General features: G+C 72.5%; 20 protein-coding genes. 9 read left to right on the forward strand and 11 right to left on the reverse strand.

From position 1 onward, the window contains the following. The first annotated feature begins 124 nt into the window (after nt 1–124). Nucleotides 125–670 (forward strand): ATP-binding protein, encoded by a 546-nt coding sequence (locus ACFYQA_RS27165; protein ID WP_388922970.1) that lies wholly within the window; start codon nt 125–127, stop codon nt 668–670. 306 nt (nt 671–976) lie between these two features. Here ACFYQA_RS27165 and ACFYQA_RS27170 read toward each other — a convergent pair whose 3' ends face one another. From ACFYQA_RS27170 to ACFYQA_RS27190, 5 genes are all read right to left on the reverse strand, one after another. Further along, nucleotides 977–1,270 carry an SHOCT domain-containing protein gene (locus tag ACFYQA_RS27170; protein ID WP_388922973.1) on the reverse strand — a complete coding sequence of 98 codons (294 nt, stop codon included), beginning with the start codon at nt 1,268–1,270 and terminating at the stop codon, nt 977–979. 320 nt (nt 1,271–1,590) lie between these two features. Then, nucleotides 1,591–2,013: a PPOX class F420-dependent oxidoreductase gene (locus ACFYQA_RS27175; protein ID WP_388922976.1), complete on the reverse strand. Its 423-nt coding sequence runs from the start codon at nt 2,011–2,013 to the stop codon at nt 1,591–1,593. 122 nt (nt 2,014–2,135) lie between these two features. Continuing rightward, a complete protein-coding gene (locus tag ACFYQA_RS27180; protein WP_388922979.1) occupies nt 2,136–3,023 on the reverse strand; it encodes an NAD(P)-dependent oxidoreductase in 888 nt (295 codons plus the stop codon). Between the two features lie 290 nt (nt 3,024–3,313). Continuing rightward, complete coding sequence (locus ACFYQA_RS27185) at nt 3,314–4,552, reverse strand: ROK family protein (RefSeq protein ID WP_388922982.1); 1,239 nt, start codon at nt 4,550–4,552, stop codon at nt 3,314–3,316. 35 nt (nt 4,553–4,587) lie between these two features. Next, nucleotides 4,588–5,241 carry an alpha-ketoglutarate-dependent dioxygenase AlkB family protein gene (locus ACFYQA_RS27190; RefSeq protein WP_388922985.1) on the reverse strand — a complete coding sequence of 218 codons (654 nt, stop codon included), beginning with the start codon at nt 5,239–5,241 and terminating at the stop codon, nt 4,588–4,590. A gap of 84 nt (nt 5,242–5,325) precedes the next feature. Between ACFYQA_RS27190 and ACFYQA_RS27195 the strand changes: the two genes are divergently transcribed. Next, nucleotides 5,326–6,468 carry a methyltransferase gene (locus ACFYQA_RS27195; RefSeq protein ID WP_388922988.1) on the forward strand — a complete coding sequence of 381 codons (1,143 nt, stop codon included), beginning with the start codon at nt 5,326–5,328 and terminating at the stop codon, nt 6,466–6,468. 158 nt (nt 6,469–6,626) lie between these two features. Here ACFYQA_RS27195 and ACFYQA_RS27200 read toward each other — a convergent pair whose 3' ends face one another. Both ACFYQA_RS27200 and ACFYQA_RS27205 read right to left on the reverse strand, forming a co-directional pair. Further along, complete coding sequence (locus tag ACFYQA_RS27200; RefSeq protein WP_388922991.1) at nt 6,627–7,481, reverse strand: ketose-bisphosphate aldolase; 855 nt, start codon at nt 7,479–7,481, stop codon at nt 6,627–6,629. Nucleotides 7,482–7,505: 24 nt separating this feature from the next. After that, nucleotides 7,506–8,387: an SIS domain-containing protein gene (locus ACFYQA_RS27205; RefSeq protein ID WP_388922994.1), complete on the reverse strand. Its 882-nt coding sequence runs from the start codon at nt 8,385–8,387 to the stop codon at nt 7,506–7,508. 188 nt (nt 8,388–8,575) lie between these two features. On the opposite strand from ACFYQA_RS27205, the gene ACFYQA_RS27210 reads away from it, so the two are divergent. The 3 genes from ACFYQA_RS27210 to ACFYQA_RS27220 all read left to right on the forward strand — a co-directional run bounded on the left by ACFYQA_RS27210 (nt 8,576) and on the right by ACFYQA_RS27220 (nt 12,217). Beyond that, nucleotides 8,576–9,355 carry a DeoR/GlpR family DNA-binding transcription regulator gene (locus ACFYQA_RS27210; protein ID WP_388922997.1) on the forward strand — a complete coding sequence of 260 codons (780 nt, stop codon included), beginning with the start codon at nt 8,576–8,578 and terminating at the stop codon, nt 9,353–9,355. Between the two features lie 106 nt (nt 9,356–9,461). Further along, nucleotides 9,462–11,297 (forward strand): glycoside hydrolase family 15 protein, encoded by a 1,836-nt coding sequence (locus ACFYQA_RS27215; RefSeq protein ID WP_388923000.1) that lies wholly within the window; start codon nt 9,462–9,464, stop codon nt 11,295–11,297. 254 nt (nt 11,298–11,551) lie between these two features. Beyond that, entirely contained in the window at nt 11,552–12,217 is a 666-nt protein-coding gene (locus ACFYQA_RS27220; RefSeq protein WP_388923002.1) for a phosphatase PAP2 family protein, read from the forward strand. Nucleotides 12,218–12,258: 41 nt separating this feature from the next. On the opposite strand, the gene ACFYQA_RS27225 is transcribed toward ACFYQA_RS27220, so the two are convergent. The 4 genes from ACFYQA_RS27225 to ACFYQA_RS27240 all read right to left on the reverse strand — a co-directional run bounded on the left by ACFYQA_RS27225 (nt 12,259) and on the right by ACFYQA_RS27240 (nt 16,326). Continuing rightward, nucleotides 12,259–12,423 (reverse strand): hypothetical protein, encoded by a 165-nt coding sequence (locus tag ACFYQA_RS27225; protein ID WP_388923005.1) that lies wholly within the window; start codon nt 12,421–12,423, stop codon nt 12,259–12,261. After that, complete coding sequence (locus ACFYQA_RS27230; protein ID WP_388923008.1) at nt 12,420–13,535, reverse strand: Gfo/Idh/MocA family protein; 1,116 nt, start codon at nt 13,533–13,535, stop codon at nt 12,420–12,422. The genes ACFYQA_RS27225 and ACFYQA_RS27230 overlap by 4 nt, the downstream gene beginning before the upstream one ends. Nucleotides 13,536–13,720: 185 nt before the next feature. Beyond that, nucleotides 13,721–14,542, reverse strand: a complete 822-nt coding sequence (locus tag ACFYQA_RS27235) for a response regulator (protein WP_388923011.1) — start codon at nt 14,540–14,542, stop codon at nt 13,721–13,723. Beyond that, nucleotides 14,539–16,326, reverse strand: a complete 1,788-nt coding sequence (locus ACFYQA_RS27240; RefSeq protein WP_388923134.1) for an ATP-binding protein — start codon at nt 16,324–16,326, stop codon at nt 14,539–14,541. The genes ACFYQA_RS27235 and ACFYQA_RS27240 overlap by 4 nt, the downstream gene beginning before the upstream one ends. A 391-nt stretch (nt 16,327–16,717) precedes the next feature. Here ACFYQA_RS27240 and ACFYQA_RS27245 point away from each other — a divergent pair, with 391 nt between their 5' ends. The 4 genes from ACFYQA_RS27245 (at nt 16,718) to ACFYQA_RS27260 (ending at nt 21,089) form a co-directional block, all read left to right on the forward strand. Further along, a complete protein-coding gene (locus tag ACFYQA_RS27245; RefSeq protein ID WP_388923137.1) occupies nt 16,718–17,701 on the forward strand; it encodes a Bug family tripartite tricarboxylate transporter substrate binding protein in 984 nt (327 codons plus the stop codon). Next, nucleotides 17,698–18,234, forward strand: a complete 537-nt coding sequence (locus ACFYQA_RS27250) for a tripartite tricarboxylate transporter TctB family protein (protein ID WP_388923014.1) — start codon at nt 17,698–17,700, stop codon at nt 18,232–18,234. The genes ACFYQA_RS27245 and ACFYQA_RS27250 overlap by 4 nt, the downstream gene beginning before the upstream one ends. 1 nt (nt 18,235) lies before the next feature. Next, on the forward strand, nt 18,236–19,729 hold the full coding sequence (locus ACFYQA_RS27255; protein WP_388923017.1) for a tripartite tricarboxylate transporter permease: 1,494 nt from the start codon (nt 18,236–18,238) through the stop codon (nt 19,727–19,729). 250 nt (nt 19,730–19,979) lie between these two features. Beyond that, entirely contained in the window at nt 19,980–21,089 is a 1,110-nt protein-coding gene (locus ACFYQA_RS27260; protein WP_388923020.1) for a GDSL-type esterase/lipase family protein, read from the forward strand. The last annotated feature ends 82 nt before the right edge of the window (nt 21,090–21,171 follow it).

The following is a 21,171-nucleotide window of genomic DNA, read 5'->3' on the forward strand; positions in this document are numbered from 1 at the left end:
TAACGCTGCGAACCAGCCCGTCGGCCACGACAGCAGGCGGCCATGTCACGCAGGCACCCTGCTGGATCCGTACTCCGTGTTCTTCCGGGCGCCCGTCCGGGCCTGACACCGGGGAGTCGCAGCTGTGATCACTCACCCAAGCAGACACTGCACGGTGGAGCTCCAGGCTCTGCCGTCGCGGATCGGCCAGGTCCGCAGAATCGTATCTGCGCAATTGCGCTACTGGCATATGGACACCCTGATAGACCGGGCCTCGCTCGGTGTGACGGAGCTGTTGTCCAACGTCCACCGGCACGCCCAGCCCGACAAGACCTGCACGGTCGAGCTGGAGGTGCTGCTCGACCAGCTCAAGGTCTCGGTGCACGACCACGACCCGCGTCTGCCGGTCGTCGGGGACGCGGCTCCGCTCGCCACCTGTGGGCGCGGGCTCGCGATGGTGGCCGCGATGAGCGAGAGCTGGGGCGCCCTTCCGGACGGTGAGTCCGGCAAGGTCGTGTGGTTCACGCTGCCGGCGCCGTCCGCGGCCCCCGTCGCGGACTGGGACCACTATCCGCGGATTACCTCCGGGGAGCACGCCGTGCACCGGTTCGCGGAGGTCACACTCGTCGAGCACGCCCTCGAGGACCGCCGCTCCGAACCCGCTCCCGCCCGGTCCGCCGTTGTCGGCTGACCGGGCGGTGCCCACCTCCCGTACGCGGTACCTCACTCGGCGGCCCCAGGCCGGCCGACGGCCCGAAGCGGGCCTCGTCCGCGGGCGGGAGCGCGGACCGCCGGGGCCGGCGTGCGGCTGCGCCCGGGACGTGATGACCCGGCCGTCGCCGACAGCGCGCGGACCGGAATGGGCATCACGCGGTCTCCGCCGCGCCGCCCCCTGGGCCGAGGCCGAGCCGATGGTCGTCGCGGCCGCCGAAGCCGCCGAGGTCCGGGCCCCCGACACGGGCACGGGCCGGAGGCGGGGTCCTGGTCCCTCCTGTTGTCATGCCGCACCGCCCTTGCCGTGCCGGCCGAACTCCTCGTCCAGGACGGACAGCCGCCGCCAGTACTCGTCCTCGTCGATCTCACCGGAGGCGAAGCGGTGACCGAGCACCGCGATGGGCGAGTTGTCCGCCACTGCGGGCCCGCCAGGGCCGTGCCCGGGTCCGTGGCGTCCGCGCCACACCGTGCGGCGCAGCAGGGCGATGCCACCGCCGATGACCAGGGCCCAGAGCAGGGGGAAGAGCAGGATCCACGGGCCGGGCCCGCCGTCGCCGAAGTGCGCCAGGGTCTGCATGGTCGTTCAACTCCTCGGATGCGCGCGCCGACGTCCTGTCGTCGTGCGAAGCGTCGTGACGCGTCGTTGTGCTGCTTCGCTTCCGAGAGTCGCTCCCGAGGGGTGCCGGGTCGTCGTACGGTCGGCGGCACTGTGCCTGCCTCAGGAGGAGTACGCCGGACGGCGACGTCTGCTTCCGTCCGCCCCGGGTGCTGTACCTACTGGTACGTACAGCACAGCGGCTGTCCGGCCGGGCGGCCCCGAGGGGCGAAACCGGCTCCCCCCGGGGGCGTCATGGGGCAGCCCTGGGGTGAGCCCGTTCCGCTCCGGGCAGCCGGGGCTCAGGTAGACGCCTGGGAGCTGTCCTTCATCGCGCCCCAGCCGTGCCAGCGTTCGACCTCGATCCAGGCGCTGGCCCGCGCCCGCGCCCGGTCCGGGTACGGGTTGCCGGTGTAGTGCCGGGAGATACGGTCGATGTCGGCCAGGCCCTCGTCGTCGTTCAGCTCGACGACACGGCCGATGAGGGTGACGTGGGTGTACCAGTCGTCATCGGCCAGCACCGTGAGGGTGACGCGCGGGTCGCGGCGCAGATGCTTCAGGCGTACCCGGCCCTCGTCCAGGCTGATCAGCACGCGACCGTCCTCCCACACGTACCAGGTGGGCGTGGAGACGGGCGTGCCGTCGGAGCGGAGGGTGGCCATGACACAGGGGTTGGGGCGGCCCAGCAGGGCGTCGGCCTCGGGGGGCAGCGGGGGCTTGGACATACGGACTCCTCGGAGGGTCTTCGGACAGGTCCCCGGACGTTGTTGCGTACGGGTGCTCGGGAGGGGATGCGGCGGCCGCTGGGGGCGGCGGCACGGGCGGGGCGGGCGGCCGGGGCGGCCGTTCAGGCGGGGGGTTCGTCGAAGCCGGCGTAGTAGGCGGCGGCCATGTCCTCGTCACCGTGCCCCTGGGCGGCGGCACGTTCCAGGCGTTCGGCGCCGGCCGCGGCCACGTCCAGACGTACACCGTGCTGTTCGCCGGCCCGGACGATCAGACGGGCGTCCTTGGCCGCGGTGTTCACGGCGAACTGGGCCGGGGACAGCCGCCCGTCGAGGATCAGCCCCGCCTTGGCCCGCAGGTAGCCCATGTCGAGCGGGCCACCGGCGATGAGGTCGAAGAAGCCGTCGGGCTCGACGTCCAGCGCCTTGGCCAGGGCGAGGGTCTCACCCACCGCCGATGTGGCCGCCAGGACCCAGCTGTTGACCACCAGCTTGAGGCGGGTGGCGCTGCCGGCCGCTCCGTCCTCCCCGGTCCACACGGTGCGGGCGCCGACGGCGTCGAACACCGGCGTCACCGTGCCCCGGCCCTCGGCCGGTCCGGCGGCGAGCACGGTCAGCTGTCCGGCCTCGGCCGGCTGACGGGTGCCCAGCACCGGGGCGTCGTAGAAGAGCAGACCGTGCTCGCGCGCGAAGCCGGCCAGCTCGGCGACACCCTCGAGGCCGGCGGTGGTGGACTGCGCCCAGACGCTTCCGCGCCGCAGCGCGGGTGCGGCCAGCCGCATCGTCTCCAGGGTGGCGGAACCGTCGTACAGCATGGTCAGGACGACGTCGGCGGACTCGACCGCCTCGGCGGGGGTGCCGGCGATGTGCGCGCCGTCGGCCACGAGCGGGTCGGCCTTGGCACGGGTGCGGTTCCAGACGCGGACGGTGTGGCCGGCACGGGCGAGGTTGCGGGCCATCGCCGCACCCATGATGCCGGTGCCCAGGACGCTCACGGTGAGTTCGTCGGTCATGACCTCGGCTTTCTGTCGGTCGGTCGGTCCGGGACGCGCCTCCGGGCCGGTTCGCACCACCTGTTCCCGCGGCCCGCGCGTACAGTCCTCGCGTACCACCCGTTCGCACGGCCCATACGTATACGTACGGCCCATTCGTACGGGCACTCGTACGGGCCATTCGTACGGGCCGTTTCTTCGGCGCTCGCGCAGGAGCCGCGCATGCGACCCGTTCGTACGTCGTGGTCATTGTGCGACGGCCTACGCAGGGTGCGCCTGTCGGCGCGGGCATCCGCCGTCCCGTCCGCCCGCTACGCCAGGGTCCCCAACGGGTCGTCCAGGACCGGCTGCCAGGCGAGTTCGGCGGCGCCGGCCAGGCTGTTGTGAGCCAGCGTGCACGCCAGAATGGGGACGCCACCGCTGCGGCCCCACAGACTGCGGTCGGCGACGACGGCGCGCAGCCGGTCCGGGGCGGCGTCCAGGAGGGTGCCGTGCAGGCCGCCGAGGATGATCCTGTCCGGGTTGAGGATGTTCACCAGGTTGGCGAGGCCCAGCCCCAGGCGGTCGACGAGGGTGGCGACGGCGGAACGGACGGCAGGGTCGTCGTAGTGCTCGCGGATCAGCGTGTCGGCCTGCTTCAGGAGGGACACCTCGGGGCCGGGTTCACGTCCGGCCGCGGTGAGGAGGGCCAGCGGGTCCGCCTCCACGTCGAGACAGCCCCGGCTGCCGCAGTGGCAGGGCCGGCCTCCGGGGTTGACGGGGACGTGGCCGACCTCCAGGGCGAGGCCGGAACTGCCGGTGTGCAAGCGGCCGTCGAGCACCAGCGCGCCGCCGACGCCCCGGTGGCCGGTGGCCACGCACAGCAGGTCGCGCGCGCCGCGCCCGGCGCCGTGCCGGTGTTCGGCGAGGGCGGCGAGGTTGACGTCGTTGCCGGCGAAGGCGGGGCCGTCGAGGCCGGCGGCGCGCAGCTGCTCGGCGAAGATCTCCCGGACCGGGGCTCCCGCGGGCCAGGCGAGGTGCATCGGGTTGAGGGCCAGTCCTTCGGGTTCCGCCATCGCGGACGGTACGGCGAGCCCCGCTCCGACGCAGCGGCGTCCGGTCTCCCGGAGCAGGTCCGCGCCGGCCGCGACGACGGAGCCGAGCACCTTCGCCGGGTCGGCGTCGACGACCTCACAGCCGGGGGCGGTGGCCACGATCCGGCCACCGAGGCCGACCAGGGCGGCCCGAAAGCCGTCGGCGTGCACCTGCGCGGCCAGCGCCACGGGGCCGTCCTCGGCCACCGAGAGCCGGTGCGAGGGGCGGCCCTGGGAGCCGGCCGCGGCGCCGGGCCGCGCGTCGACCCGGATCAGGCCGAGTGCCTCGAGTTCGGCGGCGACCGCGCCGGCCGTCGCCCGCGTCACGCCCAGCTCCGCGGTGAGCACCGCGCGGGTCGGCGCACGCCCGGTGTGCACGAGCTCCAGCGCGGGCCCGAGCGCACCGCGCCCCCGGTCCAGCCGCGTCCTCGAGGTGGTTCCTTCCCCCGTCGGCCGGGGGTTCGCCTTCCCTCTCATGAGGGCGAGTCTCCCATGATCGCGACCGCGTCCGGTTACCGGCCGCTGACCCGGAGTGTGATGTTCAGCCTGCCTTTCAGCCCCAGCCCCGGTGGCGCCGTGCCCGCGTGCACGCGCGGGACCCCGTGGTACGCCGCCCGCGACGGCCCGCCGAAGACGAAAAGGTCACCGCTGCGCAGCTCGACGTCCGTATAGGGGCGAGTCCGGGCCTGGGGGCTGCCGAAGCGGAAGACACAGGTGTCGCCGAGGCTCAGCGACACCACGGGCGCGTCGCTCTCCTCGTCCCCGTCACGGTGCATGCCCATGCGGGCGTCGGCGTCGTAGAAGTTGATCAGGGCGATGTCGTACGCGGTCCCCGCCGGCGCCGCGTCCGGGCCGAGCGCGTCGGTCACCGCGCGGTGGCCCAGTTCGCCGAGGCGGGCGGGGAACGGCTTGACCGGGGCGCCGTCGCCGTCGACGACGGTGCGCGCGTAGCCGTACGGATACCAGTGCCATCCCAGGCACACCTGCCGGGCGGTCATCGTGCCGCCGCCGGGTGTGCGGACCGTGCGCAGTCCGGCGGGCGGGCGGGCCCACGCGCGGCACGCGTCGAGCAGGGTGCGCTGTGTCCGGGCGTCCAGCCAGTCCGGCACGTGCACCGCGCCGGGCGCGACCTCGGCGCGGGGCCGGGGGAAGAGCTCGCCGTCCATGGGATCCATCCTGCCCGACGGCCCTCCTGCCCGGCACGGTCCGGGCCAGGGCTCGGCTAGCCTGGTCGCACGATGAACGACCGTATGACGACTGCGTGGGGTGCGCCGGTCCTGGCCCGCTTCCCCGAGGATCCCCGCGACAGGCTGCGCGCCTGGGACGCATCCGACGAGTACCTGCTCGGGCATCTCGACCGGGAAGAGGTGCCGCTGGACGGCACGGTCGTGGTCGTCGGGGACCGGTGGGGGGCGCTCGTCACGGCGCTCGCCGCGTACCGGCCGACGCAGATCACCGACTCCTGGCTGGGGCAAGAGGCCACCCGCGCGAACCTGGCGCGGGCCGGTGTCGAGCCGGGTACGGTCCCGCTGCTCACCACGCAGGACCCGCCGCCGGGCCGGATCGACGTGCTGCTGGTGCGGGTGCCCAAGAGCCTGGCGCTGCTGGAGGACCAGTTGCTGCGGCTGGCGCCCGCGGTGCACGCCGGCACGGTCGTCGTCGGCACCGGCATGGTGAAGGAGATCCACACCTCGACGCTGAACCTCTTCGAGCGGATCATCGGCCCCACCCGGACCTCCCTCGCCGAGAAGAAGGCGCGGCTGATCCTCTGCACACCGGACCCGGCACTGGTGCGTCCCGCCACCTCCTGGCCGTACAGCTACCGGCTGCCCGAGGGCATCGGCGCGGTCTCCGGACGGACCGTCGTCAACCACGCGGGGGTCTTCTGCGCGGACCGGCTCGACATCGGCACCCGGTTCTTCCTCCGGCATCTGCCGCAGCCGCCGTCGGATCGGCCGGGCCTTCGGGTGGTGGACCTCGGGTGCGGCAACGGCGTCGTCGGTACGGCGGTGGCGCTGGCCGATCCGCGGGCCGAGGTGCTGTTCGTGGACGAGTCGTTCCAGGCGGTGGCGTCCGCACAGGCCACGTACCGGGCCAACGACGTACCGGGGCATGCCGAGTTCCGGGTCGGCGACGGCCTGACGGGCGTGCCGGACTCCAGTGTCGACCTGGTGCTCAACAATCCGCCGTTCCACTCCCACCAGGCGACCAGCGACGCCGGCGCCTGGCGCATGTTCACCGGTGCCCGGCGTGCCCTGCGGCCCGGTGGTGAGCTGTGGGTGGTCGGCAACCGGCATCTGGGCTACCACGTGAAGCTGCGACGGTTGTTCGGGAACAGCGAAGTGGCCGCGAGCGACCGGAAGTTCGTCGTGCTGAAGGCCGTGAAGCGGTAGCACGGCATTCCCCGGGACCGGGGGTCGTGTCCGTACCCGCCCGGTCCCGGGGCGTGCACCGCTTGCTCCGGGCCGGAGCGGCCACGGTGGAGCGGATGACGGCCACGGTCCGAGGGACGGATGGCGGAGCTTGAAGTGTCGGTGCTCCCGGCGGTTTCTCAGCGTGCCGTGAGTGTCCCGATGATGTCCGCCACCGCGCGGGTCATCGCCTCGCGGCCCACCGTCAGGTAGCCGCGGGAGTCGACCGCTTCGGGGCGGGCGGCGAGGAAGTCCCGGATGGCGCCGGTCATGGCGATGTTCAGTGCCGTGCCGATGTTCACCTTGGCGATGCCCGATCCGACGGCGGCGGTGAGTTCGGCGTCCGGGAGGCCGGAGGAGCCGTGCAGGACGAGCGGGACGTCCAGGGTGGCGGACAGGCGGGTGAGGAGGGCGTGGTCGAGGGCGGCGGTGCGGGTGGTCATCGCGTGCGTGGTGCCGACGGCGACGGCGAGCGCGTCCACGCCCGAGGCGGCGACGAAGGCGCGGGCCTGGTCGGGGTCGGTGCGGGCACCGGGCGCGTGTGCGTCCAGCGGAGGCCTGCCGCCCTTGCCGCCGATCTCTCCCAGTTCCGCCTCGATCCACAGGCCCCGGGCGTGCGCCCAGTCGACGGCCGCCCGGGTCGCGGCAAGGTTCTCGGCGTAGGGCAACCGGGCCGCGTCGTACATGACGGAGCCGAAGCCTGCGTCCGGGGCCTGGCGCAGCAGACTGTCGCTCTGGACGTGGTCGAGGTGCAGCGCGACGGGTACGGCGGCGCGTTCGGCGGCGGCGACGGCGGCGCGGGCGAGCGGCAGCAGACGGCCGTAGCGGAACTTGACGGCGTTCTCGCTGACTTGGAGGACGACGGGAGCGTTCATCGACTCGGCTCCGGCGATGACGGCTTCGATGTGTTCCAGTGTGATGACGTTGAACGAGGCGACCGCCGCTCCGGCCGTGGCGGCGCGGCCGACGAGTTCGCCGGTGGTGGTGAGGGGCACGGCCTGTCCTTTTGGCGGTCGGTGTCAGGAGTCGAGGACGATGGAGCGGGTGAGGTGGCGGGGGTGGTCGGGGTCCAGGCCACGGGCCGCCGCCACGGCGACGGCCAGGCGCTGGGCGCGGACGAGTTCGGCCAGCGGGTCGAGGGCGCCCTGGATCCACAATCCACCGGTGTCCCGCACCTGTTGGGCGAGACCCTCCGGTGCGTCACCCAGCATCCAGGTGGCCGTGGAGTGGGTGGTGACGCTGATGGGACCATGCCGGTACTCCATCGCCGGGTAGGCCTCCGTCCATGCCAGCGCCGCCTCCCGCATCTTCAGTGCGGCCTCGTTGGCGAGGCCCACGGTCCAGCCGCGGCCGAGGAAGGTGAACTGGGTTCGGTGCACGAGCTCTTCGGGCAACGGGTGCTCGAGCGCGGTGCGCGCGTCCTCCACGGCCGTGTCGCTGTGCAGGCCGAGATGGGCGCGGAGCAGGGTGAGTGCCGTGGTCGCGAACCGGGTCTGGACGACGGAGCGTTCGTCCGCGTAGTCGAGTACGACGGTCTCGTCCGCCGACGTCGCCACGGGGGTGCTCGGGTCGGCGGTGAGGGCGGTGGTGCGGGTGCCGCCCTTCAACCGGTCGAGCAGACCGAGGACTTCGGTGGTGGTGCCGGAACGGGTGAGGGCGACGACATGGTCGTAGTCGCGTCCGTACGGGAACTCCGAGGCGGCGAAGGCGTCCGTCTCGCCCTGGCCCGCTCCCTCGCGCAGGGCCGCCACCGCCTGCGCCATGAAGTACGAAGTGCCGCAGCCGACGACCGCGACCCGCTCTCCCGGCGTCGGGAGCACCCGGGTGTACTCGCCGGCCTGCGCCGCGGCACGCATCCAGCACTCGGGCTGGCTCGTCAGCTCGTCCTCGACATACGTCATGACCGCCCCCACCCTGCTCGGTGATTGTTACTGCAAGATAGAGCGGAGTTTCGAGCACAATCAAGCATTCGAGCAGAAGAGGGGTGCGCTAGGGTCGCCACAGGTCCGGAAACGGCCCGGGACGCCCGGAGGCCCGGGGTCCGGGGCTCGGGTCCGGGGACGGCAGGAACCGCACGACAGGAGGGCGGATGTCGCGGGACACCCGCTGGCAGGCGCTGCTGGAACTGCTCGTGGAGCGGGGCCGGTTGGACGTCGACGAGACCGCCGCCGAGCTGGAGGTGTCGGCCGCGACGATCCGCCGGGACTTCGACCAGCTCGCCGGGCAGCAGGTGCTGGTGCGCACCCGGGGCGGGGCCGTGGCGCACGGGGTGTCGTACGAGCTGCCGTTGCGCTACAAGACCGCGCGCCGCGCCTCCGAGAAGCAGCGGATAGCCCGGGCTGTGGCAGATCTGCTCGCAGCGGGTGAGGCGGTCGGGCTGACCGGCGGCACCACCACCACGGAGGTGGCGCGCGCGCTGGCGGTGCGCGGTGATCTCGCGTCCGGGTCGCCCGCGCTGACGGTGGTGACGAACGCGCTCAACATCGCGGGTGAGCTCGCCGTGCGGCCGCAGTTCAAGATCGTGGTGACGGGCGGCGTGGCGCGGGCTCAGTCGTACGAGCTGGTCGGGCCGCTCGCGGACGGCGTGCTGGAACAGATCACGCTCGACGTGGCGGTGCTCGGTGTCGTCGCCTTCGACGTCACGCACGGCGCGGCGGCGCACGACGAGGCGGAGGCGGCGATCAACCGGCTGCTGTGCGAGCGGGCGGAGCGGGTGATCGTGGCCGCCGACTCCAGCAAGCTGGGCCGGCGGGCGTTCGCCCGGATCTGCCCGGCCGAGTCGGTGGACACCGTGGTCACGGACTCGGCGGTGGCCCCGGAGACGGTGCGCCGGTTCGAGGAGGCGGGGCTGCGCGTCGTCGTGGCGTAACCGCTCGCCACGGACTGCCGGGCCGGTCAGATCTGCCTAGGCTGGAAGTGCGGCCACGCGGGCCGGGTCGCAGTACGGCGACGCGGGCCGGAGCAGGGAGGCTGTGATGGACGGGACGGCCGAGGAGCGGGGTGTGTCCGGCGGGCACCGGTACGTGCCGATCGCCGATCACGGGCTGATCGGCGACCTGCGCAGTGTGGCGCTGGTGGGGACCAACGGCACCATCGACTGGTATTGCTGTCCGGACTTCGACGCGCCGAGCGTGTTCGCCGCGATCCTGGATGCCGAGCGCGGCGGCTGCTTCGAGCTGGCGGCGGCCGTACCGGCGCGTACCAGGCAGTTCTACTTCCCCAGCACCAACGTCCTGATCACCAGGTTCTTCACCGAGGACGGCGTGGGTGAGGTGCAGGACTTCATGCCCGTCGCCGGGGAGTCGGCCGAGGCGGGCCGGCACCGGCTGATCCGGCGGGTGGTGTGTGTACGCGGGTCCCTGCCGTTCCGGATGCGGGCGGCTCCGAGATTCGAGTACGGCACCCGGCCGCACACCCTGCGGTTGACCGACGGCATGGCGCTGTTCGCCTCCGAGGCGCTGTCCCTCGCGCTCACCTCGACCGTCCCCCTGGAGGCGGACGGCCCGGACGCGTGGGCCGACTTCAAGCTCGCCGAGGGCGAGACGGCGGTGTTCGCCCTGGACCAGGTCGGTGGTGAGGTGTCCCCCCGCCGCTGCGCGCAGCGGGAGGCGGAGGACCAGTTCGGTGAGACCGTGCGGTACTGGCGGCGCTGGCTGTCCTCCTCGCGTTACCGCGGCCGCTGGCGGGAGATGGTGCACCGCTCCGCCCTCACCCTGAAGCTGCTCACCTACGCGCCGACCGGGGCGATCGTGGCGGCGCCCACTACGAGTCTGCCGGAGGAGCTCGGCGGGGAGCGCAACTGGGACTACCGGTACGTATGGGTGCGGGACGCGGCCTTCTGCGTATACGCGCTGCTGCGGCTGGGCTTCTCCGAGGAGGCCGAGGCGTTCATGGGGTTCGTGTCCCGGCACGTCAGCCCGGGTACCGACCGCCCCTCCGGCCCTCTGCAGATCATGTACGGCATCGATGGCCGCACCGAACTGCCCGAGCGCGAGCTCGGACATCTGGAGGGGTACCGGGGCTCGGCGCCGGTACGGGTCGGCAACGCGGCGTCCGACCAGTTGCAACTCGACATCTACGGGGCGTTGATCGACTCCGTCTACCTGTACGACAAATGGGCCGAGCCGGTTTCCAGCGAGCAGTGGGACCATGTGTGCGCACTGGTGGACTGGGTGTGCGCGCACTGGTACCAGCCCGACGAGGGGATCTGGGAAACGCGCGGCGGGCGCAAGAACTTCCTTTACTCACGGTTGATGTGCTGGGTGGCGATCGAGCGGGCCATCCGCATGGCCCATCGGCGCGGGCTGCCCGCCGACCTCCCCCACTGGCAGACGAGCCGCGACGCCGTCTACCGGCGGATCATGAGCCATGGCTGGTCCGATACGCGCCAGGCCTTCGTGCAGCACGAGGAGGGCGATGTGCTGGATGCGGCGGTACTGATGATGCCGCTGGCGAAGTTCATCGCGCCGACCGACCCGAAGTGGCTGTCCACCCTGGACTCCCTCACCGAGGACCTGGTGTCGGACTCCCTGGTCTACCGGTACGACCCGCGGACGAGCCCGGACGGCCTGCACGGCGCCGAGGGCACGTTCTCCATCTGCACGTTCTGGTACGTCGAGGCACTGACCCGGGCCGGCCGGCTCGACGAGGCATCCCTCGCCTTCGAGAAGATGCTGACGTACGCCAACCATCTCGGCCTGTACGCCGAGGAGATCAGCCACAGCGGGGAACAGCAGGGCAACTTTCCGCAGGCGTTCACGCATCTCTCGCTGATCAGCGCCGCGTTCAATCTGGACCGCGCTCTGGGCTGAGGTTCAGTGGCCGTGGCCTTCGCCTTGGCCGTCGTCGCCGGGATGATCCGAGGTGCCGGTGTCCGGTGCGTCCGAACCGCTCCGGGCGGGCCGGTGCGGCGCGGCCGCCGGGCGTGGCGGCGGGGGTGCGCGAACGTATGGGGCTGACCACGCGTACCGTGGGCACCTGGTGATTCCCGGTCCGCGGTGCGGGTGTGCCCAGCGGGCCCCGGACGTGCGGACCCTGCTCCACCACACCACCGCGGGAGAGACGAATGAGCGAGCCGACCACCACCGACCAGGGCGGAGCCCGCCCGCTCACGACGCCTGTGCCCTCTGCCGACGGCCTCCGCCGGGTGGTGTCCGCCGTCCTCAGTGATCTCAGGTCCGTCGACGGCGCCCTGTACGCGGCGGTGGCCGCCACTCCCACCCCCACCCTCGACCGGGCGCTGCGCCATCTCTCGCACGCCGCCGACCACTCGAAGATCTCGTTCGCCATCGCCGGCGCCCTCGCCCTGGGCGGGTCGCGGTCGCGCCGGGCCGCGCTCGTCGGGGTCGGGGCCATAGCGGTGGCGTCGGCATCGGCCAACATCCTCGGCAAGCGCCTCGTCCGCAGGGACCGGCCGGACCGGGAGGCGGCCCGGGTGACCGTGGACCGGCACGTCCCCATGCCGACATCGGCCTCCTTCCCGTCCGGGCACACCGCGTCGGCGGTCGCTTTCGCCACCGCCGTCGGTACGGTCCTGCCCACCGCCTCCGTCCCGCTCGGCGCGCTGGCCGGCGCGGTCGGCTACTCACGCATCCATACGGGCGTGCACTACCCGGGTGATGTCGCCGCCGGCGCGGTTCTCGGCATCGCGAGCGCGGCCACCGCCCTCGCCGTGGCATCGGCCCGCCTCCCCCACTCGTACGGGAACTCGAGGCCGGTCCGGGGGCAGTGACCGCCATCCGTCCCAGGGGCTGTCGCCGAAGGCCCGCTCGTTCACCCGTGCGGCTTGCGGGACTCGAAGGCGTCGGGGCCGGGGCGGTGGACATGGCGCAGGATCTCCGTGCCGCCCGCGTAAGCGACCGTGGCGGCCTCGCCGTGGGGGCGACCGACGCGGAGACCGCGGGTGGCACGCTCGGCGTGCTCGGCGCGGGCACTCATGCGTGCTCCTTCGGGGCCCAGTCGGGGTGGCCGCCGTGCATGGCCGTGTGGAAGGGGTCGCCGGCCGCGATCTCGCCGGCCCGCACCGGGTGGCCGGTGAACGCGGACTTGTACAGGGCGGCGGCGAATTCGAGGGTGGCCCGGGCCTCTCGGCCGCTGCCCGGCGGCCGGACCCCGGCGTCGTAGGCGTCGAGGAGGGCGCCGAGCTGGGCCGTGTGCGAGCTGGGTACGTCGTGCGGCGGGGTACGCCAGGCAGCAGCGCGTTCGGCGGGGACGTGCCGCGCCGGGGTGTACGACCAGTCGTCGTTGCGGTGTCCGTACAGGTGGGTGAGCTCGACCGTGGCGTCGGCGCAGTCCACGCGGACACGGCTCACCTCGTCCGGTGAGAGCACGCTGTTGACGACGGTGGCGAGGGCACCGCCGCGGAAGCGGACCAGGGCGGTGGAGACGTCCTCGCTCTCGGTGTCGTGGACGAGCCGGCCCGCCATGGCCCGTACCTCCTCCCACGGGCCGAGGAGATGAAGCAGCAGGTCGTACTGGTGGATGCCGTGCCCCATCGTCGGTCCGCCGCCCTCGGTGGCCCACCGCCCGCGCCAGGGGACGGCGTAGTACGCGGCGTCCCGGTGCCAGGTGGTCTGGCAGTGCGCGACCAGCGGGGTACCCAGCGCGCCGCTCGCGATCAGTTCCCGGGCGTGGACGGAGCCCGAACCGTAGCGGTGCTGGAAGATCACGGAGGCGTACGCGCCCGACGCGGCCTCCGCCGCCGCGATCTCGTCGTACTCGGCGAGCGACAGGCACAGCGGCTTCTCGCACAGTACCCAGGCGCCGGCCCGGAGCGAGGCCACCGTCTGCTCCCGGTGCAGCGACGGCGGCGTTCCGATCAGCACCAGGTCGGGGCGTACCGCGTCGAGCATCGCGTCCATCGAGGCGTACCCGGCGACCTGCTCGCCGGCCAGTTCGCCAAAGGCGTCGAGCCTGCCCGGGTCCACATCGACGGCGGCCACGAGTTCTGTGCGGTCGGCGTGGGCCCGCAGTGCCGGCAGGTGGCTGTCGGCGACGATGGCACCGGTGCCGACGACGGCGACTCGGTGGCGGGCAGGGGGCAGGGGCATCGGCACTCCTTTGGACGGTCGGCGGGCACACGCTGCCGACGGGTTTCCGAAGGAGTCCTCGCCGAGCTTTCAGAAAGCGCTTGCACCCGCTGCTCGACCCTAGATCCGGGGGCAGCCGGGGACAACCCCGCACCGTGGGCGGGTTCGCCCCGCACGAGGTCGCGCCGGGGCGCCGGCCCGTGCCTCTACCGCCGCGCCCCGCCACCCGACCGGAGCCCGCCGGCCTGCCCGCCGGCCTGCGGTTCGGGCTGCCGCCGGGCCCCCCGGTCGGGCCGGTCCTTCGGCAGTCCCAGGAACCGGTAGCGGCGTTCCGGCCGCCCCGCCGCCCCGTACCGCAGGGAGACCTCCGCCCTGCCCACGGTGTGGAAGTGCTCCAGGTAGCGACGGGCACTGACCCTGGAGACGCCGGTGAGGGCGGCGCACTCGGTGGCCGACAGCGTGCCGTCGGCCTCGCGCAGGACTCGCTCGACGAGTTCGGCGGTCTCCACGCTCATGCCCTTGGGCAGCGCCGGTGCCGTGGCCACCGGTGCCGTCGCTCCGGCCAGGACCCGGTCGACGTCGGCCTGGCCCCGCACGACCGCGCCGAGCAGCCGGCCGCGCCGGACGGCGTACCGCTCCAGCCGCGCCCGCAGATCCTCGGAGTCGAACGGCTTCAGCAGATAGTCGACGACCCCCTGCCGGACCGCACCGCGCACCGTGCCGGCCTCCCGCGCGGCGCTGATGACCATCACGTCGCAGTCGTGGCCGGCGCTGCGCAGCCGGGGAATCACATCGAGGCCGAACAGGTCCGGCAGATACAGGTCGAGCAGGACCAGATCGGGACGGAGCCCGTCCACCGCGGTGACCGCCTGCTCCCCGGTGCCGGCGACGCCGACGACCCGGAATCCCTCAACGCGTTCGACGAAGGCACGGTGCACCCGGGCCACCATGAAGTCGTCGTCGACCACGAGCACGTCGATCGCGCCGGCGCGCGCGGACCCTGCGTGCTCGTCGTGTGTGCTGGTCATCGGCCGGCTCCTTCCGCCACCGCGTCGACGAGGTGGCTGACGGTCATGCGGGCGGTGAACATCGCCCCCTCCGGGGTGTTGGTCACCGAGATCTCACCGCCGTGACGTTCGCAGACGAGGCGGGTGAGCGCCAGGCCGATACCGCGCTCGCCCTCCTGGGCGGCCTTGGTGGTGAAGCCGTGCTGGAAGACCTCCCGGGCCAGCTCGGGGGCGACGCCGGGGCCGGAGTCACGGACGACGATCTCCACGCTGGCGGCGTCGTGGCGCAGCTCGACCTCGACCCAGGCCCCCTGTCCGTCGTCCCCGGCTCCGGGGTCGCCCGCGGTGGCCGCCGCCGCGTCCACCGCGTTGTCCACGAGGTTGCCCACGACCGTTGCCACGTCGGCGGCATCCTCGGGGGCGAGCGGGTCCAGGGCGGTGCTGTCGGAGATGCGCAGGGCCACCCTGCGTTCGGCGGCGAGCGAGGCCTTCGCCGTCAGCAGGGCGGCGAGGGCGGTGTCCCGCACCCGCCGGCTCAGCGTGACGTCGAGGGACTGGCGGCGTCGGCTCAAGGCCCGGATGTAGCGCACGACCTCGTCCTGTTCACCGATCTGGATGAGCCCGGAGATCGTGTGCAGTTGGTTGGCGAACTCGTGGGCTTGGGCGCGCAGCAGCTCGGAGGAGCTGCGGAAGGACCCGATCTCCCGTTCCAGCCGGGCGAGTTCGGTGCGGTCCCGCAGGGTGGTGACCGAGCCGAGGGAGCGCCCGTCCTTGGCGACGGTCATCCGGTTCATCACCAGTACCCGGCCGTTCTGGACGACGACCTCGTCGCGCCGCCGGCCCGCCTCGTGCGGCGGCCGGGCACCCGCCCGGAGCCGCGGCCGGTCGCTCTCCCGGGTCTGCGACCGGTCGCCGTCATGCCCCTGCGGCCGATCGCCTGCCCGGTGCGGTGGCCGGTCCCCCGCTTCGTGCTGCGTCCCGGCGAGCACGTCCCGCAGCCGCCCGTCGATACCGAGGGCGTCCAGGCTCTGGCCCACGCAGCCCTCGGGCAGGGCCAGCAGACGTCGGCCCATCTCGTTGACGAGGGTGAGCCGGTGCTGCGGGTCGAGGGCGATCACGCCCTCGGCGATGCCATACAGCATGGCCTCGCGGTGTTCGGCGAGTCCCGCGATCTCGCGCGGCTCCAGGCCGAGGCTCTGCCGCTTGACGCGTCGCGCGAGCAGCCAGGACCCGGCCACCCCGAGCCCGCTGGCGATACCCAGGTAGGCCAGCAGGTACGAGGAGGCGCCGCTGAGCCGCTGCCACACCGTCGGGTCGGCCGCGCCGATCATCACCGTGCCGAGGTGACGCCCCAGGTTGTCCTGGGTCGCGCCGAGGACCGGCACCTGGGCGACCCGTTCACGACTGCCGTCGAGCGTCAGCGGGCCCGACCAGCCGCGACCGCGCACGGCGCCGTCCCCCGGGGGCAGCCGACCGCCGATCACGGTGGGGTTCGTGGAGGCGACGATCCGGCCGTCCGGGCCGGCCACGGTCACCGAGGTGACCCCGGACTGGGTCTGGGTGGAGTTCACCAGCGCGGCCAGGGCCTCCCCGGGCACCGGCTGCACCAGCCGGCTGCGCACCAGTGGGTTCGCGGCCAGTTGTTCGGCGAGCGCGCCGACCCGACGGCCCTCGACCCGGTTGAAGGTCGCCTCCGACTGCGCCAGGGAGACCGCGGCGACCGCCAGCAGAACCATCACGACAATGGCGAGCTGGAGCACCAGCATCTCGCCCGCGAGGGTCTGACGACGGAAGGTGACGGCCACGACGTACTCGATCTCTCCTGCCGGCGGGCTCACCTGCCGACGGGCTCTCCGTGCCGACGGACTCTCCGGTCGGCGATGCCCCGTGCCCCGGCGGGCACGGCGAGGTGCGGCGCAGGTGGCGGGTGCCCCATCATGGCGCCCGCCTGCGTCTCGCGGGAAGTGATGTGCCCAGGTGGACGCGTGGCGGCGGACATCGGAGCGCCCGGCCACGCGCCGACTCGACGACGCAAAGAGGCGAAGGAGCGAAGAAGCGCTGACGCAATGACCAAAACCTCCGTTGGTTCCGCAAGCGGGACAGCCGGGCGATGCCCGTGCACCATGTGGCGCACGTCACCCACCCCACAGGGCTCTGCGTGACCCCCAGACGATCGACCGACAGGTGGTGGCATTCGTGCGCCTGCGCACCCCCCTGGCCCTGCTCGGGGCCGCCGTGCTGGTACTCGTGGGCCCGCCGCTGCTCACGACCGGCAGCGGCACCGAGACCGGCACACAGATCCCGGGCCTGCGCTTCATGGTTCCCAACACGCCCGGCGGCGGTTACGACATCACGGCCCGTACGGCCGCGAAGAACGCCGAGGACGCCGGGCTCACCCACAACATCGAGGTGTTCAACCTGCCCGGCGCCGGCGGCACCGTCGGTCTCAGCAGGCTGGTGAGCGAGCACGGCAACGGCAAGCTCGCCATGTCGATGGGCCTCGGTGTCGTCGGCGCCGTCCGGTCCAACGGCGCGCCGAAGACCCTCGCCGACACCACCCCTGTCGCCCGGCTCACCGAGGAGCAGGACGTCGTCGTGGTCGCCAAGGACTCCCCGTACAAGACGATCGACGACCTGATCGGCGCCTGGAAGGAGAACCCCGGCAAGGTGCCGGTGGGCGGCGGTTCCTCGCCCGGCGGGCCCGACCATCTCGCGCCGATGCTGATGGCGCGGGCCGCCGGGATAGCCCCGAAGCAGGTCAACTACATCCCGTTCGACGGTGGTGGCGAACTGCTCGCCTCGATCCTCGGCAACAAGGTCGGGTTCGGCGTGTCCGGTGTGGGCGAGTACCTCGACCAGATCAAGGCGGGCGAGCTGCGCCTGCTCGCGGTCACCGGACCCGAGCGGGTCCCCGGGCTGGACGCGCCCACACTGCAGGAGGCGGGATACGACGTGAACTTCACCAACTGGCGGGGCATCGTGGCCCCTCCCGGTCTGACCGACGTCGAACGCGACCAACTCATCACTTTGGTGGAGAAGTTGCACGACTCGAAAGAATGGCGCGCGTCCATGAAGCAGAACGGCTGGGACGACGCCTTCCTGACGGGTGAGGAGTTCGGCGACTTCCTGGACGCCGAGGACACGCGCGTAGTGTCCGTTCTGAAGGAGCTCGGGCTGTGACGACACCGACCACCGGCCTGTCCCCCGCGCCCGCCAAACGGCGCTCCTGGCTGCACGACCACTCCGAACTCGGCGTTTGCGTGTTGCTGTTGATGCTCGGTGTGCTCGTTCTGACCGACGCCCTCACCATGGACGTCGACATCACCCAGCGCGGCCCCGTCGGGCCGAAGACGGTACCCGTCGTGGTCGGCGCCGGACTCCTCGCCGTCGCCGCCCTGCTCGCAGTGGACGTTTTGCGCGGCGGGCGGGGCCGGGCCGAGACCGGCGAGGACGTCGACCTGTCCGAACCCGCCGACTGGCGCACGGTGCTGCTGCTCACCGGGGTTTTCCTCGGCTCGGCCGTGCTCATCGAACCGCTCGGCTTCCCCGTGGCCGGCGCGCTGCTCTTCTGGGGTGCGGCCTTCGCCCTCGGCAGCCGCAGATTCGACCGCGATCCGCTGATCGCCGCTGTCGTCTCCCTCGTCGCCCACACCGTGTTCAACAACCTGCTCGGTGTACCGCTGCCCGGTGGTCCGCTGATGGGAGTGCTTTGACGTGAACGCCCTCAACTCCCTTCTGGACGGCTTCGGTACCGCGCTGACCCCGATCAACCTGCTGTGGGCCGCGCTCGGCGTGCTGCTGGGCACCGCGATCGGCGTGCTGCCCGGCATCGGTCCGGCGATGGCGGTGGCGTTGCTGCTGCCGGTGACGTACGGACTCGAGCCGATCGGCGCGTTCATCATGTTCGCGGGTATCTACTACGGTGCGATGTTCGGTGGTTCGACCACCTCGATCCTGCTGAACACACCGGGGGAGAGCGCCGCCGTGGTCGCGGCCATGGAGGGTAACCCCATGGCCAAGTCGGGTCGTGGTGCGCAGGCACTGGCGGCCGCCGCGATCGGTCACTTCGCGGGCGGCATGGTCGGCACGATTCTGCTGGTCGTGCTGGCGCCGGCGGTCGCCGAACTCGCCGTGGACATCGGCGCTCCGGACTACTTCGCCATCATGGTGCTGGCGTTCATCGCCGTGACGTCGGTCCTGGGTTCGTCGCGGATCCGGGGGCTGGCCTCACTGCTGATCGGCCTGACGATCGGTCTGGTGGGCCTGGACCGGATGACCGGCCAGCAGCGGCTGACCTTCGGCTCCCTCCAACTGGCCGACGGCATCGACGTGGTGATCGTCGCGGTGGGCCTGTTCGCCATCGGAGAGGCGCTGTGGGTCGCCGCGCACCTGCGGCGCAGGCCTCCCGAGCCGATTCCGGTGGGCCTGCCGTGGCTGAGCCGCGGCGATGTGCGGCGCACGTGGAAGTCCTGGGCGCGCGGCCCGTTCATCGGCTTCCCGTTCGGCGCGATCCCGGCGGGCGGCGCGGAGATCCCGACATTCCTGTCGTACGTCACGGAAAAACGGCTGTCCAAGCACAAGGACGAGTGGGGCAAGGGCGCCATCGAGGGCGTGGCGGGGCCGGAGTCGGCGGCGTCCGCCTCGGCGGCCGGCACGCTGGTGTCCATGCTGACGCTGGGTCTGCCGACCACCGCGGTCGCGGCGGTGATGCTGGCCGCCTTCCAGCAGTACGGCATTCAGCCGGGCCCGCTGCTCTTCGAACGGGAGCCCGAACTGGTGTGGGGACTCATCGCCTCGCTGTTCGTCGGCATGGTGCTGCTGCTCGCCCTCAACCTGCCACTGGCACCGGTGTGGGCGAAGCTGCTGCGCATCCCGCGGCCGTACCTCTACGCCGGGATCCTGTTCTTCGCGGCGATCGGCGCGTACGCGGTCGGTGGCGAGGTGATCGATCTGGTGATCCTGTTGATCATCGGCCTGATCGGCTTCGGTATGCGGCGATACGGTCTGCCGGTCCTGCCCGCCATCATCGCCGTCATCCTCGGCCCGGCCGCCGAGCAACAGCTCCGTCGCGCGCTGCAGATCAGTGACGGCAGCGTCTCGGGCCTGGTCAACACACCTTTCTCGGTCACCGTGTACGCGATCGTCGCGCTGCTGCTGGCCTGGCCGCTGTTGAAGAAGGTGGTGACCCGCCGGCGCGCCGAGCGCTGATCCCGGTCGCGGGGTTCTCCCCCGAGGACACGCCATGGGCGTGGCGCACATGTGCGCCACGCCCATGAGATGCATGGAACCCATGAGGGCCGACCGCACGACACCCGGTGGAGCGACCGCACACACTCCACCGGGCCGACCGTACGGACACCACCGCACCCGGCACTCCCCCACCTCTTGACGCGTCACTGACAAGGTGGCTTCATGTCCTCATGGGAGCGCTCCCACCTCGCCCGGAGAAGGGAACACCATGCGCGTCATCGACCACTTACCGCTACGGGCTCTACTCGCACTGACCGCTCTGCTCCTCCCGCTCGGCCTCACCCTCACTCCCCCCTTCGCACCACGCGCGGCCGCCGCGCCGGACGCGGCCCCCGTCCGCATCATGCCGCTGGGCGACTCGATCACCGGCTCACCGGGCTGCTGGCGGGCCCTGTTGTGGAACCGGTTACTGGACGCCGGCCACAAGGACATCGACTTCGTCGGCACCCTCCCCGGCCAGGGCTGCGGTATGGCGTACGACGGCGACAACGAGGGTCACGGCGGCGAACTGGTAACCAACCTCGCCGACCAGAACCTGCTGCCCGGACGGCTGGCGGCGACCCGGCCGGACATCGTTGTCATGCACTTCGGTACGAACGACGTCTGGAGCAGCATCTCCCCCGACCGCATCCTCGCCGCCTACACCGAACTGGTGACTCAGATGCGGGCGGCCAACCCGGACACGCGGCTCCTGGTCGCCCAGATCATCCCGATGAACCCCGTCGGCTGCACCGGCTGCGCCCAGCGCGTCGCCGACTTCAACGCGCGGATCCCCGGGTGGGCCGCGGAGACGAGCACCACCCGTTCCCCGGTGACCGTGGTCGACCAGTGGACGGGCTTCGACACCGCCACCGACACCTACGACGGTGTGCACCCGGGCGACGCCGGTAACAAGAAGATCGCCGCCCGCTGGTACCCCGCCCTGGCAGACGCCCTCGAGCAGGGCGTCCCAGGTGATCCGGGTGGCCCCGGCGATCCGGGCGGCCCCGGTGACGACGCCACCTGCACCGCGTCGTTCCGGGCCGGTTCGGCCTGGCAGGGCGGCTACCAGGCCGAGGTGACGGTACGGAACACCTCCGCCGTCGTGCTCACCGGCTGGACCGTGACGGTCGCACCGGCCGACGGCGCGCAGCTGACCCAGGTGTGGAACGGCACGCTCGGCACCGTCGGCGACGGCACGGCGACCGTCACCAACGCGGGCTGGAACGGCACCCTGACTCCCGGCGCAAGCACTTCCTTCGGCTTCATCGCGAGCACCCCGGCAACGTCCGGGGCTCCGGCGGCAACCGTCGACTGCACTGCCACCGCGCCCTTTTGACCCACGGCGCACATGCAGCAGTCCCCTGCACAGCAGCTCCTCCGCACAGCAGTTGCCCCGCACAGCCGCCGCACCGGCGCAC

This window comes from Streptomyces sp. NPDC005774, assembly GCF_042871645.1.
In the GTDB taxonomy this organism is placed as follows: Bacteria; Actinomycetota; Actinomycetes; order Streptomycetales; family Streptomycetaceae; genus Streptomyces; species Streptomyces pratens.

Coding starts and splice junctions, on each gene's coding strand:
- ACFYQA_RS27170 (WP_388922973.1), bottom strand. CDS start 1,270: ATGCAGACCCTGGCGCACTTCGGCGACGGCGGGCCCGGCCCGTGGATC.
- ACFYQA_RS27175 (WP_388922976.1), bottom strand. CDS start 2,013: ATGTCCAAGCCCCCGCTGCCCCCCGAGGCCGACGCCCTGCTGGGCCGC.
- ACFYQA_RS27180 (WP_388922979.1), bottom strand. CDS start 3,023: ATGACCGACGAACTCACCGTGAGCGTCCTGGGCACCGGCATCATGGGT.
- ACFYQA_RS27185 (WP_388922982.1), bottom strand. CDS start 4,552: ATGAGAGGGAAGGCGAACCCCCGGCCGACGGGGGAAGGAACCACCTCG.
- ACFYQA_RS27190 (WP_388922985.1), bottom strand. CDS start 5,241: ATGGACGGCGAGCTCTTCCCCCGGCCCCGCGCCGAGGTCGCGCCCGGC.
- ACFYQA_RS27195 (WP_388922988.1), top strand. CDS start 5,326: ATGACGACTGCGTGGGGTGCGCCGGTCCTGGCCCGCTTCCCCGAGGAT.
- ACFYQA_RS27205 (WP_388922994.1), bottom strand. CDS start 8,387: ATGACGTATGTCGAGGACGAGCTGACGAGCCAGCCCGAGTGCTGGATG.
- ACFYQA_RS27210 (WP_388922997.1), top strand. CDS start 8,576: ATGTCGCGGGACACCCGCTGGCAGGCGCTGCTGGAACTGCTCGTGGAG.
- ACFYQA_RS27215 (WP_388923000.1), top strand. CDS start 9,462: ATGGACGGGACGGCCGAGGAGCGGGGTGTGTCCGGCGGGCACCGGTAC.
- ACFYQA_RS27220 (WP_388923002.1), top strand. CDS start 11,552: ATGAGCGAGCCGACCACCACCGACCAGGGCGGAGCCCGCCCGCTCACG.
- ACFYQA_RS27225 (WP_388923005.1), bottom strand. CDS start 12,423: ATGAGTGCCCGCGCCGAGCACGCCGAGCGTGCCACCCGCGGTCTCCGC.
- ACFYQA_RS27230 (WP_388923008.1), bottom strand. CDS start 13,535: ATGCCCCTGCCCCCTGCCCGCCACCGAGTCGCCGTCGTCGGCACCGGT.
- ACFYQA_RS27235 (WP_388923011.1), bottom strand. CDS start 14,542: ATGACCAGCACACACGACGAGCACGCAGGGTCCGCGCGCGCCGGCGCG.
- ACFYQA_RS27260 (WP_388923020.1), top strand. CDS start 19,980: ATGCGCGTCATCGACCACTTACCGCTACGGGCTCTACTCGCACTGACC.